Source organism: Paenibacillus sp. BK720 (assembly GCF_011761545.1).
In the GTDB taxonomy this organism is placed as follows: Bacteria; Bacillota; Bacilli; order Paenibacillales; family Paenibacillaceae; genus Pristimantibacillus.
The window spans coordinates 216796-233966 of record NZ_JAASRQ010000003.1; the positions used below are offsets into that span (position 1 = coordinate 216796).

Sequence of the window (17171 nt, forward strand, 5' to 3'; positions counted from 1 at the left end):
TAATTCTTACTAAACGATAGTGTATCATTTTTTGTCGAATGTTACGATAATCATTCTAAAAAACAGTGAATCTGTCGAATCGCAGCTTTAGCTGCGGTAAAACGGAATGTTCCCGGTTAATGACGATCAGCTGATATAGGCCGGGAACGACAAAAATGCCCATCCGGCCCGCCGCATGCAAGGGATGCGGAAGGAGCGGACGGGCATTAACGCCATTAACCTTTAACGGCGCCGGCTACAACGCCTTTAACGATATATTTTTGCAGGAAGATAAATACGACGATCGAAGGCAGAACGGCCATGACCATGGCCGTCATCGCAAACTGCCAGTCCGACGTATATTGGCCAACGAAGGTGTAAGCCGCAAGCGTCAGCGTCTTCGTATCCGGCGAGCCGTTGACCATAAGGAGCGGCAGCAGGAAGTCGTTCCAGATCCACATCACGTCGATAATGACGATCGTTGTGGTTACGGACTTCAGCAGCGGGAAGATCACGCTGAAGAAGAGGCGGAAGCCGGAAGCGCCGTCAATCGTTGCGCTCTCGTCGATTTCTTTCGGAATGCCTTTAACGAAGCCATGGTAGATGAACACGGCCAACGGTGCGCCGAAGCCCCAGTACAGAAGGCCAAGTCCCCAAGTGCTTTCGGTAATGTAAAGCTTTTGGGACAGCTTAAGAACGGTAAGCATAATCGACTGGAACGGAATCAGCATCGGCATAATGCAGAGCATGTAGATCAGGCCGCTCCATTTCGATTTCGTGCGGGCCAGCTTATAAGCCGCGATCGAGGAAACGAGGATAATCCCCACGAGACCAAGCCCGGTGATGACGAAGTTGTTCAGGAACAGCTTCGGGTAGTTGATGACATTCCACACATGCTCGTAGTTGCCGAACGACAGCTTGGTCGGAAGAGCAATGACGTCTCTCATGACCTCGCCAAAGCTCTTGAACGAGTTGATGATCGCCAGGAACAGCGGATACAGGAACAACAGAGACAGGAGGACCATCACCACTTCGAGCGTGATGCGTCCGGCTTTGGATTGACGGTTCATTATGCCTCAACCTCCCTGCGTTTGAAGATCGTCAATTGAATAACGGTAATGATGAGCACGGCAACGAACAGGATCAGCGCTTTGGCCGTACCGTAGCCGTACAGATTGTTCTGGAAGGTATCGCGGTAAATATCGTAAGCGATACTGTAAGTCGTGCCGCCGGGACCGCCGCCGGTGAGCGACAGGATGACGTCGAATACTTTGATCGAGTTCGTCAGGGCCATAAAGACCGAGATCGTAATCGATGGAGCCAGAAGCGGCAGGATTACGCTGAAGAAGCGGCGGACTGGGCCAGCCCCGTCAACGGTGGCCGCTTCCTTCAGATCATCCGGCACCGACTGCAGGCCGGCGATGTAAATCACGAGATAGAAGCCGATCGATTGCCAGATGGATACGAACAGGACGGAGATAAAGGCTAGTCCCGGTTCACCCAGCCAGCTGAGCTTGAAGATGCCCCAGCCCGTGCTAGCGCCAAGCGATTCGAAGCCTTGCATGAAGATGAATTTCCAGATGAAGCCGACGATAACAAGGCTCAGGATGTACGGGATGAAGAATGCCGCACGCAGCCAAGACGTTGATTTGAGCTTCATGTCGAGCACCAGTGCCAGCAGAATCGCGAACACGTTAATGAGCACAATGTAAAGAACCGCGTATTTAATCGTGAACCATGCCGATTGGGTAAAGTTCGTGTCATGCAGGAAAATTTGCTTGAAGTTATCAAGTCCGATAAATTTAGGATGCTTGGAGATCCCGTTCCATTTGGTCAGGGAATAGCGGATCGTCATCGCGAACGGAATGTAGAAGGCGATCGCGATACAGATGAGAACCGGCAGCGTGAACAGCCCGAACTCGATTTTCTCGCTTACTTTTCTCCCCATTTTCTTAAACATATTTGCACCTCTTCTCGATGTCGTCAGTTGTCGCCTCTTATGTCCGGATGTCGTTGGCCGACTATACATCAGTACCTTATTCGATATACTGTGTATTATAATTGCGCCTTAAGGCAGCCAAAATGGATATATGAAATCTGTTAGGGGTAAAAAGGTGAACTGTACGGCAGGCACCTTTGAGCATGGGGGAGTGGATGGTTATCGCAAATCATATCGCAAAAAGCTGGAGCGTCTTGACCGAGCGCGTGTCCAGCCGATTGGTGAACAAGCTTATTTTGCTTTTTACGACGATCATTATTCTGGTTGTGGGGTCCTTGACATTCATCTCGTACAAGATGCTGCAGCGGGAAGCGCTAAATAACAGCATTGCCAGCACGTCGAACAATTTGCTCCTCGTCAACAAGAATCTGGAGGATTACCTTGACGGGATGGAGCAGCTGTCGCTCCCGCAGGTGAATTACGACGAGCTGGCTTTTGCCATTACGCATGCGTCCACGGATTATGCATCCAAAATGTACGTGGAGGATTACCTGCGAAACATGTATTTCTCCCGCAGCAACGAGGATCTCGAAGCGATTTATTTGTATTTCGTCAGGAGCGGCACGTACTACACGATTGCCAAGGAGAACTTCGATATCAAGATCCGGTCGGGCCAAGCGGACAATATACCAACGATGTCCTGGTACAAGCAGGCGATGGACAGCGGGACGAATCAGGCGTATCAGTCCTTCCTTCTGTCGAACGAGGAACGGGGCTACGATATGGACCCGAGCCGCAGCTTTATGGCGTATCACCGGGTGCTTCGTTCAATCTCGACCCGCGCTCCTCAGGCGGTAGTGTCCTTTTATTACAACAAGAGCACGCTGAATAAAATCATGCAGGACATACCCGAGGACAGAGGCCAGCATCTGTTCTTCCTAAGTCCTGACAATGTGCCGTTCGCGCTGGATGACAGAACGTTCTATGAGTCGATGGAGGGCAGCGGCTTGATGAAAGGGATTAAGACGGACGGAACGGAAGCCAACGGCCTAACCTGGAATTCACCGGAAAATAACAAATATCTGGTCGTCTATAACGTAGGCGCGCAGGACGGGTGGAAGTTAGTGAAGCCGATACCTTACAAAGAGCTTTATGCGGCCGCGAAGACAACCCGTAACTTGAACTTTATGATCGGTCTCTTGTTCCTGCTGCTGGCGGTTGTGCTGATTACGTATTTCTCCAATGCGGTCACCAAGCCGCTCAAGCTGCTCTCGCAGCAGATGAAGCGCTTTAGTACAGGGGATTTCGAGGCTTCCACAGAGGTTGTCGGCCGGGATGAGCTGGCTTATCTGTCCCGCCAATTCAATCAGATGGTCAGCCAGACGAATGAGCTTATCAACGAGCGCTACAAGATGAAGCTGGTGGAGAAGAACGCCATCTTGAAGGCGCTCGAGGCGGAGATTAATCCGCATTTCCTCTATAACGCGCTGCAAGCGATCTCGACCAAGGCGCTGAAGGCGGAGCGCTTCGATATCGCGGACATGGTGGACGCGCTGGCGCTTACGCTCAGGTATTGCATCAGCGGCAAGGATATCGTCCGCGCGAGCGAGGAGTTGCTGCATATCGAACGCTACATGTCGCTGCAGAAGGCGCGGTTCGGAGGCAGGCTGCAGCTGGTCATCGACTGGGACCGGGACCTCAAGGAGCTGGAGCTACCTAAGCTGTCGCTTCAGACCTTGGTGGAAAATGCGATCAAGCATGGGGTCGAGATGGTCTCCAGTCCCGTCACCATCCGGATCAGCGCAAGGGCGTCGGGCGGTCATGCCTTCATTATCGTCAGCGACAACGGACCCGGCTTTGCGCCGGGCAGGCTGAAGGACGTGCTCGAATCGTTCGAGGGCGACTGGAATGAACGGACGGAGGAAGAAGGAAGCGTAGGTCTGGTTAACCTGAATACGCGGCTCAAGCTGCTGTACGGAACAAGCTCGCAGCTGGTGATCCGGACAAGTCCGACCGGCACGGAAATGGAAATGCTAATACCGCGGGGAGGCGGGCAATATGTATAAAGTTCTTATTATCGACGACGAGGAACCGCTTCGCGAGGCCATACGGATTCTGGGCGACTGGAAAGGCCTTGGCGTGGGCGAGGTGCTGGAAGCTACCGACGGCAAGATGGGGCTTGAGATGATGGCCAGCCATTCGGTGGATCTTGTGATGGTGGATATGAAGATGCCGGGCATGAGCGGCGCGGAGCTGCTGCAGGTGCTGGAGCAGGACTACCCGGATCTGCCGGCCATCGTGATTAGCGGGTATAACGATTTCGAATATACCCGGCAGGCTATTCGCTCGAAGGTTGTCGACTATCTGCTCAAGCCGATTAACCGGCAGGACCTGAATGCCGCGCTGCGCAAGGCGGTCGATCTGCTGGAAGCGCGCCGCGTTCGGGAGAGCGAGTTCATTAACCGCAATATTACCCTCAATATGTCCCTGCCCAAGCTGAAAGAGAAAATGTATCTGTCCATTATCGACCGCAGCTTCCGCAGCCAGACGAACGAGGCTTTCCTTCCGCTGATCGGGGCGGATGATCCGGACAACCGGTTCGCCGCGGTCGTGCTGAGAATGCTGAATATGGAGAAGGTGCGGAAAGCCCGTTTCCATTCGGACGTGGACCTGCTTCATTTTGCCGTGGGGAATATGCTGAACGAGATTGCGGGCGAGTACTTCCAGGCGTTTAGCTTCGCCAGTCCCAAGCTGGACCGCGAGCTTATCGTCATCTTGACGATGAAGGGCGCTTACCAGGAGGATATCGCGTACCGCTCGCTGCACCAGATGAACAAAGCGCTGGCGGCGCTTCAAGATCTGCTTGGCATCGTGGCCGTTGCGGGAATTGGCACCCCCTGCGAGAGCATTATGGAAATTGCCTCCTCTTACGAGACGGCCAAGGCGGCGATCAACGGAATTGATCTGCTGAAGCTGAAGGGGTACTTTGTGGCCAATACCGTCATGAAGTCCGTTAACGAAAGCTATCCTGTAACAGGTCGAATTCAGTTGTTCCGGGCGGCGCTGGAGTCCGGCAATACGGCTGGGGCGAAATCGATTCTGTCCGAAGAGCTGAGAAAATGGGGCGGCGCCGAATTGTTTACGATAGGGGAAGCGGATCAGTCGCTGGCCCGGTTCATTATTTTGCTCAACGATATCTCGCTGGAGCTTGGCGTGCCCAGGGACAAGCTGCCTTTAATGGAGGAGCATCCGGTTCGCTTCATGGGCTTGTCCGACGACTTTGCGAGCTATGAGCAGTTCAGCCGGCTGCTGGAGGATGCGCTTCACTTCTACTTAGAGCAGATCCGCCTGACGCAGTCCGCGAATCGTCCCTTCGAGATTGGAGATATTAAAGCGTACATCGATAACCGGTATTACGAAGACATCAAAATTTCGATGTTCGCTGATAAATATTTTCTAAGCCGGGAATATATAATGAAGCTGTTCAAGCAGCAGTTCGGATGCGGGATCCATGAGTACGTGCAGCGTATTCGAATGGACAAGGCGAAGGAGCTTCTCGACGATCCAAGCCTGAAGATCCAGGATATTTCCGAGATGCTTGGCTACAAGGACAAGAATTATTTCAGCAAAGCATTCCGGAATTATTTCTCCATTTCGCCGACGGAGTATCGAACCGCTCGCAAGGAAGGATAAAAAGTGAACTAGGGCAACACTCCGCTTTTTTACCCTTAACTAGTCACTTATGTGCATTTTTATCCCGATCCTTATTCATTATGATAAACGTGTGCATAAGGTCAGCTACAATAACAGCCCGCCAATCGTGGACGGGAAGTCAGAAATGCTGGCAACTATGAGAAACGGGGGCGTTACAATGTTCAAAAGAATAGCTTCGGTGTCGCTCAGCCTTGCGCTGGTCGGCGGTATGCTCGCTGCTTGCGGCGGCAACAATGGCAATGATACAGCTAATAACGGTGGTGCGGCGGGTAATGGCGCGGCTTCCGACAAACCGGTAACGATTAACATGTTCACAGCTTCTCCGGAGTACACGGATGCGTTCAATGCGTACATCGCCGAGTACAAGAAAGTGAAGCCAAACGTAACGATTAACCTTGAAATCATGCAAGCCGATTACAATACAGTGTTGAAATCCAAGATCGCTTCGGGCAGCACGCCTGACGTGTTCCAGACAACGGCTGGCGGTGACATCGATACTTTCGCTGAATACAGCGCGGATCTGACCAACGAGCCTCTTGCGGCTGCGATGACGGACGGCGTTAAAGCCAACATGACTTCTTCGGACGGTAAAGTACTGGGTCTGCCTGTTAAAGGCAACCTGATGACGCTGATCTACAACAAGAAGCTTCTGTCGGATGCAGGCATCGCCGAGCCTCCTAAAACGATCGCAGAGCTTAACGATGATATCGCGAAGCTTGAAGCGAAGAAAATCACGCCATTCGCCAACGCTTATAAAGAGTGGTGGGTATGGAAGCACATCTTCCAACACTATGTAAACGCAGCTGCTGAAGATGCGGGTATCGCGCCTAAAGAGCTGGTACAGCAATTCATCGACGGCAAAACAACGTTCAACGATCATCCGGTATTGAAGGACAACTTCTTCAACTTCATCGATCTGACCGTTAAACACGGTACGGACAAGCCGCTTGAGCGCGACAGCAACGCGGAAGTCAGCGACTTTGCGCAAGGCAAAGCAGCGTTCATGACGGGTAAAGGCGCATGGGATGAGGAAGCGATCAAGAAAATCAGCCCGGACATCCAAATCGGCATCGCCGGCTACCCTGTAAGCGACAAGCCTGAGCAAGCGCAAATCGTTACAGGCGCCGACCAAGCGCTTCGCATCAACAAAGATTCCAAAGTAGCCCGTGAAGCGATCGACTTCTTCAACTGGCTGTACACTTCGGACTACGGCAAGCAATGGTTCTCCAACGTAGCGAAGGTCATTCCGCCAATCAAGGACGCTCCGCTTCCTGACCTGGATATGCCTAAGCAAATGGAAGAGATCCTGAAAACGCAAAAATCCGGCGACCTGTCGGTTAACTACTCGCTCGATACGTTCCATCAGAAATTCGGCGAAATCATGCAGGCTTACATCGGCGGCAGCAAGAAGAAAGATCAAGCCATCAACGAAATCCAGACTGCATGGCAGCAATTCGGGTCGGCCGAATAAGCTACTTTAACGAGGGGCTGTCCCAGAAGCCAATGGCTGATGGGACAGCCTCTTTTGTTCGGTTGGAGGAGCCGGTCGGGGGCATCCGTTACCTGAGGGGCTTGATGGTTGATGAGTCATGCGATGCCCATTCGGGCGCGCCACCTGTGGGGCTAGCGGGTTGACGAGGCATGCATTGCCCATTGGGGCATGCGCCACCTGTGGAGCTAGCGTGTTGACGAGGCATGCGATGCCGGGCATGCGCCATGCGTGGTTAGCGTATTGATGAGTCTTGCGATGCCCATTTGGGGCATGCGCCACCTGTGGGACGTAACGAAACTAGGTAACGTTATTTGGCCTATTTTTGCAGATTGAGCATGGCTTGATGGTGAATAGCGTGTCTTTCTTAGATTTGAAAAAGCTGCGACTGCGAATGCAACGAAATAAGAATATGAGGTTTCGTTAGAAACGGAAAGGCGGGAATAGGAGATGGAGAAATTGGCTACGGCGGCGGGGATTAACAAGATCGAAGAGAATGGCCTGCATTTGGTATATGAGGTGCGGGAGAATGGCGATGTGCTGCTGCTTCACTTCGGCGCGTTGCCTTGGGTGGAGGAGTCGGTTGCGGCTAAACAAAAAGAAGGCTTCCGCCTGCTGGAGCTGCAATTAACCGGCGAGGACCGGGCGGAATATCACGGCCGTACGCACCGTGCTTCGCAGCCGGGGCTGCGGATGGTGTATGACGGATTATCTGATACCCGCAATGAGTTCGGACGGAAGCTGGTGCTTGGGCTCAAGGATCCGGTTACCGGCGTAACGGCCTTGTGGAACGTTCAGTTCTATGACGGCGCTCAGGTTGCGCGCTGCTGGACGGAGATTGTGAATGGCGGCGGTAAGGAAGTAGGCATAGAGTACGTATCTTCCTTCGCGTTGACCGGCTTTGATAAAGACGGCGAAGGGGACCGCGATGACAAGGTAACGGTAACTCTCGCGCATAACGCATGGCAAAGCGAGCTGCAATGGCGGACGTATACGCTGCCGGAGCTTGGCATGTCGCATCTGATCGACCGCGGCTCGAAACGTCTCTCGTTCAGCAACACCGGTTCTTGGTCGGCGGCTGAGCTTATTCCGATGGCCATTATGTCGAACACGGCTTCGGGTGAAAGCCTATTCTGGCAGATCGAGCATAACGGCTCTTGGCATTGGGAGCTGACCGATCAGGTCGACCGTTTGACGCTGCTGATCAGCGGACCAACCGAGCATGACAACCACTGGTGGCTGAAGCTGGCTCCGGGCGAGAATTTCGTATCCGTACCGGTTGCGATTGGCGCGGTAGAGGGCGGAGTCGAGGAAGCGGCCGAACAGCTGACCGTATACCGCCGGCGCATCCGCCGCGAGAATGACGATAACAAGCTTCTTCGCGTTATTTTTAATGACTATATGAACTGCTTGTGGGGTTCGCCAACGACCGAAAAACTGCTTCCGCTCATAGATGCGGCAGCTGACGTAGGCTGCGAATACTTCTGTATCGATGCAGGCTGGTACGCACCGGGCGAATGGTGGGATGGCGTAGGCCAGTGGCTGCCTTCGGAGGAGCGTTTTCCGGAAGGGATCAAATACGTGCTCGATTATATCCGCAGCAAAGGAATGATTCCCGGCTTGTGGCTTGAGCTTGAAGTCATGGGCATCAACTCGCCGAAGTTGGCGGATACCGATGACAGCTGGTTCTTCATGCGTCACGGGAAGCGGGTGAAGGACCGCAGCCGCTACCAGCTGGATTACCGCAATCCGGCCGTTATCGCGCATGCGGATGAGGTCATCCGCCGCTTGGTCGAGGACTATGGCGTAGGCTACATCAAGATGGACTACAACATTAACGCGGGTATCGGTACCGAGACGGATGCGGACAGCGTTGGCGACGGTCTGCTCCAGCATAACCGTGCTTATCTGGCTTGGCTGGACGGCGTGTTTGCGCGTTATCCTGAGCTAGTGATCGAGAACTGCTCCAGCGGCGGCATGCGAATGGACTATGCGATGCTGAGCCGCTACAGCATTCAGTCGACAAGCGATCAGGAGGATTACGTGAAATACGCGTCGATCGCGGCGGGTGCGCCTGCCGTACTGACGCCGGAGCAGGCGGCCGTATGGTCGTATCCGCTTCGCGAGGGCGACGACGAGGAAGTGATCTTTAACATGGTTAACGCTCTGCTGCTTCGCGTTCACCAGTCCGGTCATCTGGCCGAGCTGAGCCCGCGCCGCCGCGAGCTGGTGAAGGAAGCGCTAGATTATTATAAAACCATTCGCGGCGATATCCGCGAAGCGCTGCCGGTATGGCCGCTTGGCCTGCCGGCGCATGGCGACGACTGGCTGTCGCTGGGCTTGCGCCGCGGCGACAAGCTGTACCTCGCCGTATGGCGCATCGGCGGCGAGTCGAGCGAGCTCGCTCTGCCGCTGCCGGAGCTCAGCGGCAAGCCGCTTGCTGCGCGCTGCGCGTACCCGGCAGCCGCGGGCGACACCGGCTGCAGCTGGGACGCCGCTGCAGGCGAGCTGCGCGTGACGCTGCCAAGCCCGCGCACCGCGCGCCTGTTCGAGCTGACGCTGGGCTAAGCCCCGCCAGCTTGGGTTAAAGATTAGGCCACGGGCTAGTCCCGTGGCCTTTTTCTCGTTCAATAGCTAGTTAGTCGAAGACCGCCATCCGCCTAAGTAGCACGTTGTGCACTGGAGTAGTGCGTGTCCACCAAGCAGCTAGTTAGTCGAAGACCGCCATCCGCCTAAGTAGCATGTTGTGCACTGGGGTAGTGCGGGTCCACCAGGTAAGTAGCTAGTTAGTTGAAGTACCGCCATCCGCCAATATAGCACATTGTGCACTGGAGTAGTGCGGGTCCATCAGGTAAGTAGCTAGTTAGTTGAAGTACCGCCATCCGCCAATATAGCACGTTGTGCACTGGAGTAGTCCGGGTCCACCAGGTAAGTAGTCAATTAGTTGAAGTACCGCCATCCGCCAATATAGCACGTTGTGCACTGGAGTAGTGCTTGTCCACCAAGCAGCTAGTTAGTTGAGTACTACCGCCGCCGTCCGCCTACGTTGCACGAAATGCATCATAAAGGCGCAACGCGACCCAGTAACCGAAATATCCTGCACGAAATGCAGGATATACGAGAAAATCTGCCCCGATAAGCTCGAATCGGGGCTATATCCTGCATTCTATGCAGGATAACTCGCACAGCCAGCCCTAGATGGACCAATATGCTGCATTTCGTGCAGCATAAATTAATAGGCCAGCTATGGGTGAGAGAGAAGGGGAGAGATTGAAATGGCGCGTCTCCGCCAAGTAGCTAGTTAGTTGAAGCAGCCTCAATCCATATCTGCTTCAGGTGGACAAGGAATCGGTGAGGTTACAGATGCTCAATAGCCCGGTCGTTCAGCTCGTAATATCGAATCTGGACGCCGCGCTCGATCGGCTTCAGCATTCCTTTTGCAGATAGCGACTGCAGTCTTTTGCGCGCGGTGCGAAAGCTGATTCGGAAATGATCGGATAAATTCTTGGGGCCGACACGTCCTCCCGTGTGAAAAGCAAACCGAAGAATGTCTCTCTCGGCCGATGGGATTAATAGGCTCCCGGCGTTGTGCCGGCCTCGAATCATATGCGTACCGAGAACATGCTTTAGCAGCATGATGCATATTTCCGGACGGTTCTGCACATCGTCGAAGGAGAAGTGAATCATCTTCCACCCCATGCCCGTGAGGAATGTATCTCGATTCAAGGAGTAGCTGAATTTCTCGCGGTCCATATCTTTCACATGGCTTTGGAAGCCGTCGCACTCGATAGCAAACATGCCTTGTGGGGGTAAATAAGCGAAGTCTACGAATTGCGATTTGCGATTCCAATCGTAAACCTCATATTCGGGATGCAAATGCTCGAAGCTGCCGAATAGCGGCCACCACACGTTCTGGAGGAACAGCTTCTCGGCGAAGTTATGCCCTCTGGCCAACCTCCCCCTCCGTTCCCCCGTTCTTCCTTCCATATGAGTCTCCATAAACCGCCGATGCGCTTCTTCATACTCATCGTTAACCGTCATAGAACCAACCTCCCCGAAAATAAAAAAAACGCCCCAATGCTGCCAATAATGGCTTGGGACGTTCTTCGTCTGAAGCTTAGTGTAGCATAGCTTTTTTGGTAATAACAGTCTCATCCTATGGCTTACTGGATATACTGCCCAAAATGCAGCATATAAGCCCATTTCGCGCATGCAGAGCAACTTATCCTGCACAGAATGCAGGATATAGCCCTAATTTGCACGTATCGGGGCTGCATTTCCCTGATATCCTGCATTTCGTGCAGGATATTCCGGATTACTGGGCTGCCTAGCACCTTTATATTGCATTTCGTGCAACGTAGGCGGGCGACGAGGTCATCAACTAACTGGCTACTGGACGGTGACCCATCATGATGATGCACAACGTGCAACCGTAGGCGGATATCTGCACTTCAACCACTCCAACTCATCCCCAATAGCCGGCCTCTTAACGATATAATGCCCAAAATGCAGCATATAAGCCCATTTCGCGCATGCGGGGCAACTTATCCTGCACAGAATGCAGGATATAGCCCTAATTTGCACGTATCGGGGCTGCATTTCCCTGATATCCTGCATTTCATGCAGGATATTCCGGGCTATTAGGCTGCCTAACACCTTTATGGTGCATTTCGTACAACGTAGGCGGACGACGAGGTCATCAACTAACTGGCTACTGGACGGTGACCCATCATGGTGATGCACAACGTGCAACCATAGGAGGATATCAGTACTTCAACCATTCCAACTCATCCCCAATAGCCGGCCTCTTAACGATATACTGCCCAAAATGCAGCAATATAGGTCCATTTCGGGCATGCGGGGCAACTTATCCTGCACAGAATGCAGGATGTAGCCCTAATTTGCACGGATCGGGGCTGCATTTCCCTGATATCCTGCATTTCGTGCAGGATATTCCGAGTTACTGGGCTGCCTAGCACCTTTATCGTGCATTTCGTGCAACGTAGGCGGAGGGCGGTAGCAGCACTCAACTCACCTTAGCTACTGGGCGGTGACCCGCCGTATGGGCGGACGGCGGCACCGCCGCCGAGAAGTGTCACCGAGCCCTGAGCGCCAATTGCCGCCATGGCGCCGTGCAGCGGGAGGCGTGCGAGGTGCAGTGACTAGAAGGAGGCAGTGATAGCCAACCTAATAAAAACAGCAGTGCGATTCCCTCAAGGAGGGAATCAACACTGCTGCCGGCTCACGCATACAACGAGGCTTAGTCCAATACCGCCGTAATATGCTCTTTGGTAATCGCCCAGTGGGACGCGGACCATACTTTTGCTTTCTTCTCAAGGAAGATGATTTGCGGCGATTCGTGCTTCACCGAAGTGTCCTCCGCGATTTGCAGCGATACAGGGCGGGACTCGATTACTTTAACGAGTACATAATCAGCGTCTTCGCGCGGGCTGCCGTTCAAATATTCGTTGAACTCGCGGTACGCGTTGGCGCTTACCGGGCAAGTTGTGCTGTGTTTGAAAATAACGGTTGGACGGTCGCTCGAAGCCTCGAACGTTTCGTTCCAGCCTTCCATAGAATCAATCTCGCGATATTGTGCCATAGGATTATACACTCCTTTTTATTGTAAATAGGTTTTTATTAGATACTTATTTCTGTATTATACCCCCGGACACGCAAAAAGTCATGCGCGCACAAGCAAGCTTCATGTATAATCAAATGCTGAAAGCAAGCGTTAGGAACCTAAACCATTAACTATGTTTACCTCCGGGTATGAAGGAGTGCAGCCATCATGTCGGATCAAACGATCATCCGATTCGAGCAAGTGACGAAGCTATACGACGATCAGACGACCGTCTTGAGCGAAGTCAGCTTCGAGATTGAAAGAGGCAAATTCTATACGCTGCTTGGCCCGTCGGGCTGCGGCAAAACCACGATTCTTCGGCTGATCGCCGGGTTCATCGAACCGTCCAAGGGTCAGATCTATTTCAACGGCAAGGTGATTAACCGGATTCCGCCGAACGAACGCCAAGTGAACACCGTCTTCCAGGACTACGCGCTGTTCCCTCATCTTAACGTGTTCGAAAATGTCGCCTTTGGCCTTCGCATCAAGAAGCTGAAGAACGCGGCGATCACGGCTAAGGTAAAAGAAGCGCTTCGCTTCGTCAACCTGGAAGGCTACGAGACGCGCAATATCAGCGAAATGTCCGGCGGCCAGCGCCAGCGCGTCGCAATTGCCCGCGCCATCGTGAACGAGCCGGAAGTGATCCTGCTGGACGAGCCTCTCTCCGCGCTGGACCTGAAGCTCCGCACCGAGATGCAATACGAGCTTCGCGAGCTGCAGCGCCGTCTTGGCATTACGTTTATTTTCGTCACCCATGACCAGGAAGAGGCCCTCGCGATGTCCGACGAGATCTTTGTCCTGAACCAAGGCAAGATCGAGCAGTCAGGCACGCCAAACGATATTTACGATGAGCCGATTAACCGGTTCGTGGCCGATTTTATCGGGGAATCCAATATCGTGCCCGGCCGCATGAAGCAGGACTTCGAGGTTGAATTCGCGGGCCGTGCGTTTGAATGCGTCGACCAAGGCCTTAACCCGAACGAGCCGGTGGAGATCGTCATCCGTCCGGAGGACCTCGAAATTACGACACTGGAGCAAGGCAAGCTGCAAGTGCGCGTCGACTCTCAGCTGTTCCGCGGCGTTCACTACGAGATCTCCTGCTACGATGAAGCGGGCAATGAATGGCTTGTCCACTCCACGAAAAAAGCAGCCGTAGGCGAGCAGATCGGCCTGTACTTTGATCCGGAAGCGATTCACGTCATGCGCTTCGGCGAGACGGAGGAAGAATTCGATAAGCGTCTGGACGCGTACAGCGAGGGTCAAGATGAGAACTAATACGCGCAACTTTTATCTCATTCCGTATCTCCTGTGGATCGCGCTGTTCGTTATTACGCCAATCGTGCTGGTCGTGTACTACTCCTTCTTCGACGTAGAGGGGAACTTCACGTTCGGCAACTACGAGAAGTTTTTCACGCCGGTCTATATGAAGATGACGCTCAGCTCGTTCTGGTACGCTTTTCTGATTACCGCGTTCTCGCTCTTGGTCGCTTATCCGGCAGCCTACCTGCTGACGCGAACCAAGCATAAGCAGCTATGGCTGCTACTGATCATCCTGCCAAGCTGGATCAATCTGCTTCTCAAGGCTTATGCTTTCCTTGGCCTCTTCGGCACATACGGCGCGGTAAACGGCATGCTCAAATTCATCGGCATCGGTACGCAGCAGATCCTGTTCACCGATTTCAGCTTTATCTTCGTATCGGTCTATATCTTTATCCCGTTTATGATCCTGCCGATCTTCAACTCGCTGGAGGAGATGAATCCTTCGCTGGTGTTCGCGGCACGGGATCTTGGGGCATCGCCGTGGACGGCGTTCCGCCGGGTTATCTTCCCGCTGACGCTGAGCGGCGTGAAGTCCGGCTGCCAGGCGGTCTTTATCCCCGCGCTGTCGCTCTTTATGATTACGCGCCTTATCGCGGGCAATCGGGTGATTACGCTCGGTACGGCGATTGAGCAGCATTTTCTCGTGACCCAGGACTGGGGCATGGGCGCTACGATCGCGGTGTTTCTCATTATCGTGATGGCGGTTATTATGCTGCTCACGGGCAGCAGAAAGAGAGGGCTGCAGAATGAAAACCGCAAAGCTGTCTAATGTGTACCTGATCGCCGTATTTATCATTCTGTACGCGCCGATCTTCTATCTGATCTTCTATTCGTTCAACAGCGGGGGTGCGATGCGCGACTTCGAAGGCTTTACGTTCGAGTGGTACCAGGAGGTCTTCGCGGATACGCGGCTGCTCATTATCGTGCTGAACACGTTTGTTATCGCGCTCTTGTCGTCGGCTATCTCGGTTATTTTCGGCATTGCGGGCGCTTTAGCCATACATTACGTAAGAAGACGCCAGCCGAAAAACGCGCTGCTGTCGCTCAACAACGTGCTGATCGTCAGCCCGGACGTCATTATCGGCGCTTCGTTCTTAATCATGTTTACCATTATCGGCATTAAGCTTGGCTTCGTGTCCGTGCTGCTGTCGCATATCGCCTTCAGCGTGCCGATCGTCGTCATTATGATTCTGCCGAAGCTGCAGGAGATGAGCCCAACGCTGATCGACGCGGCCCGCGACCTTGGGGCAAGCAGCTGGCATGTGCTGACGCGCGTTATTATTCCGTTTATCAAGCCTGGCATCTTCGCCGGATTCTTTATGGCGTTAACGTATTCGCTGGACGATTTCGCGGTGACCTTCTTCGTGACGGGCAACGGCTTCTCCACCTTATCGGTCGAGATCTACTCGCGGGCCCGCCAAGGGATTGCGCTCTCCATCAATGCGCTGTCGACTCTGATCTTCCTGTTCACCATTCTGCTGGTGATCGGCTACTACTTCATCAACCAGCGGAATAACCGGACTTCGGCGCGATCGGAGGGACGGGGATGAAATCTTTAGTTCAGACGTTTATCGCCGTGCTGATCGTTTCCTTCGGGCTCATGTACCTGACCTCCTACCTCAATTCGAGCGCGGGCTATACGGGCAAGGATACGCTGACGATCTACAACTGGGGCGATTACATCGATCCGGAGCTGCTGGATGAATTCCAGAAGGAGACGGGCATCAAGGTGATTTACCAGACTTTCGATTCCAACGAAGCCATGATGACCAAGATCGAGCAAGGGGGCACGACGTTCGACGTCAGTATTCCTTCGGAATATGCTATTGACAAAATGAAAGAGGAAAATCTTCTCATTCCGCTCGACAAGAGCAAGCTGCCGAATCTGAAGTATATCGATCCAAGCTTCCTTAACCTGAGCTTTGATCCGGATAACAAGTACTCGATTCCTTACTTCTGGGGAACGGTTGGAATTGTCTACAATCCCGATCTGACCGACCTTAAGTTCCATAGCTGGGATGACCTCTGGGATCCAAGCCTGAAGAATCAGATTCTGCTGCTCGACGGTGCTCGCGAGGTCATCGGAATGGGGCTGAACAGCCTTCATTATTCGCTGAACGATACGAATGAAGAGCATCTGCAGGCGGCCAAGGCGAAGCTTGGCACGCTGACTCCGAACGTGAAGGCGATCGTGGGCGACGAGATCAAGCTGCTGCTCGCGAACGAAGAGGCGGCGGTGGGCCTTGTATGGTCCGGCGACGCGTCGGAGATTATGAGCGAGAACGAGAAGCTTGATTACGTCGTGCCGGAGGAAGGCTCGAACCTGTGGTTCGATAACATGGTCATTCCGAAGACGGCGAAGAACATTGAAGGCGCGCACAAGTTCATAAACTTCATGCTCGATCCGGAGAATGCGGCGCAGAATGCCGAGTATGTCGGTTACTCTACGCCTAACGCCAAGGCGCTTGAATATTTGCCGGAGGAAATCTCGGGCGACAAACGTTTCTACCCGGACAAAGAGCTGACCGAAAAGCTTGAGGTTTACAAGAATCTCGGCAAAAAAATGCTCGTGCACTATAATGAATTATTTCTAGAATTTAAGATGCATCGCAAGTAAAATTTTACATTTATTGGTATAACCGTGCTGACGATCGACCAGAGTCTCTTATTTGTGACAGAATAGGACCTCTATCGGCGGATGGCACGGTTTTTATTTTGTCGATTGGGAGAAGGAAATTTAATTTCCAGCGTTAAATATCGACTGAAAACGCTACCAAACTGGGAGAATATCCCGTAAAACTAGTACAAACCGATCATTTTTTGTCGAAAACTAGGAAATATTGCGAAAGTGCTGATTCGCCAGTTCTATTCTGCTATAATGGGCATCAAGTATTTTCCTAGGTACATTTTAACAATAGGCAACAGATAGGCACAGATTTCCCAAGGATCCCTATGGCGGAATGGACCATTACTGGAATCCAATTAACAGAAATGGATAACGAATTGGCAAATCAACTAGAGGGCTTGGCGCTCGCGCTAGTCGCTTTGTCGCGTTATTAGTGTCTATATATACCAGTATCTGGTATAGGATTACAAGAGTTACATAC

12 protein-coding genes are annotated in these 17171 nt (G+C 52.9%); 8 read left to right on the forward strand and 4 right to left on the reverse strand.

The genetic code is table 11. The annotated features are described in order from the left end of the window. Positions 1-215: 215 nt before the first annotated feature. Together FHT67_RS13045 and FHT67_RS13050 are read right to left on the reverse strand one after the other, a co-directional pair. Positions 216-1049 (reverse strand): carbohydrate ABC transporter permease, encoded by an 834-nt coding sequence (locus FHT67_RS13045; protein ID WP_132311347.1) that lies wholly within the window; start codon positions 1047-1049, stop codon positions 216-218. Beyond that, a complete protein-coding gene (locus FHT67_RS13050) occupies positions 1049-1939 on the reverse strand; it encodes a carbohydrate ABC transporter permease (protein ID WP_132311345.1) in 891 nt (296 codons plus the stop codon). Before FHT67_RS13050 ends, FHT67_RS13045 begins: the two co-directional genes overlap by 1 nt. Positions 1940-2121: 182 nt before the next feature. On the opposite strand from FHT67_RS13050, the gene FHT67_RS13055 reads away from it, so the two are divergent. The 4 genes from FHT67_RS13055 (at position 2122) to FHT67_RS13070 (ending at position 9689) form a co-directional block, all read left to right on the forward strand. Continuing rightward, positions 2122-3984, forward strand: coding sequence for a sensor histidine kinase (locus FHT67_RS13055; RefSeq protein ID WP_243867141.1), 1863 nt, complete (start codon positions 2122-2124; stop codon positions 3982-3984). Then, a complete protein-coding gene (locus FHT67_RS13060; protein WP_132311343.1) occupies positions 3977-5611 on the forward strand; it encodes a response regulator in 1635 nt (544 codons plus the stop codon). The genes FHT67_RS13055 and FHT67_RS13060 overlap by 8 nt, the downstream gene beginning before the upstream one ends. A gap of 178 nt (positions 5612-5789) precedes the next feature. Continuing rightward, positions 5790-7103 (forward strand): ABC transporter substrate-binding protein, encoded by a 1314-nt coding sequence (locus FHT67_RS13065; RefSeq protein WP_167198747.1) that lies wholly within the window; start codon positions 5790-5792, stop codon positions 7101-7103. 468 nt (positions 7104-7571) lie between these two features. Then, a complete protein-coding gene (locus FHT67_RS13070; RefSeq protein ID WP_167198750.1) occupies positions 7572-9689 on the forward strand; it encodes a glycoside hydrolase family 36 protein in 2118 nt (705 codons plus the stop codon). 789 nt (positions 9690-10478) lie between these two features. Here the strand turns inward: FHT67_RS13070 and FHT67_RS13075 are convergent. Both FHT67_RS13075 and ytxJ read right to left on the reverse strand, forming a co-directional pair. Then, positions 10479-11162 carry a PDDEXK family nuclease gene (locus FHT67_RS13075; protein ID WP_167198753.1) on the reverse strand — a complete coding sequence of 228 codons (684 nt, stop codon included), beginning with the start codon at positions 11160-11162 and terminating at the stop codon, positions 10479-10481. Between the two features lie 1219 nt (positions 11163-12381). Next, positions 12382-12723: a bacillithiol system redox-active protein YtxJ gene (gene ytxJ, locus FHT67_RS13080; RefSeq protein ID WP_167198756.1), complete on the reverse strand. Its 342-nt coding sequence runs from the start codon at positions 12721-12723 to the stop codon at positions 12382-12384. Positions 12724-12912: 189 nt separating this feature from the next. Here ytxJ and FHT67_RS13085 point away from each other — a divergent pair, with 189 nt between their 5' ends. Genes FHT67_RS13085 through FHT67_RS13100 form a run of 4 tightly spaced genes read left to right on the forward strand, consistent with a single transcriptional unit; the run spans position 12913 to position 16681 of the window. Next, positions 12913-14019 carry an ABC transporter ATP-binding protein gene (locus FHT67_RS13085; protein WP_132311333.1) on the forward strand — a complete coding sequence of 369 codons (1107 nt, stop codon included), beginning with the start codon at positions 12913-12915 and terminating at the stop codon, positions 14017-14019. Then, entirely contained in the window at positions 14009-14833 is an 825-nt protein-coding gene (locus FHT67_RS13090; RefSeq protein WP_167198759.1) for an ABC transporter permease, read from the forward strand. The genes FHT67_RS13085 and FHT67_RS13090 overlap by 11 nt, the downstream gene beginning before the upstream one ends. Next, complete coding sequence (locus FHT67_RS13095; RefSeq protein WP_132311329.1) at positions 14811-15614, forward strand: ABC transporter permease; 804 nt, start codon at positions 14811-14813, stop codon at positions 15612-15614. The genes FHT67_RS13090 and FHT67_RS13095 overlap by 23 nt, the downstream gene beginning before the upstream one ends. Beyond that, positions 15611-16681: an ABC transporter substrate-binding protein gene (locus tag FHT67_RS13100; RefSeq protein ID WP_167198762.1), complete on the forward strand. Its 1071-nt coding sequence runs from the start codon at positions 15611-15613 to the stop codon at positions 16679-16681. The genes FHT67_RS13095 and FHT67_RS13100 overlap by 4 nt, the downstream gene beginning before the upstream one ends. The last annotated feature ends 490 nt before the right edge of the window (positions 16682-17171 follow it).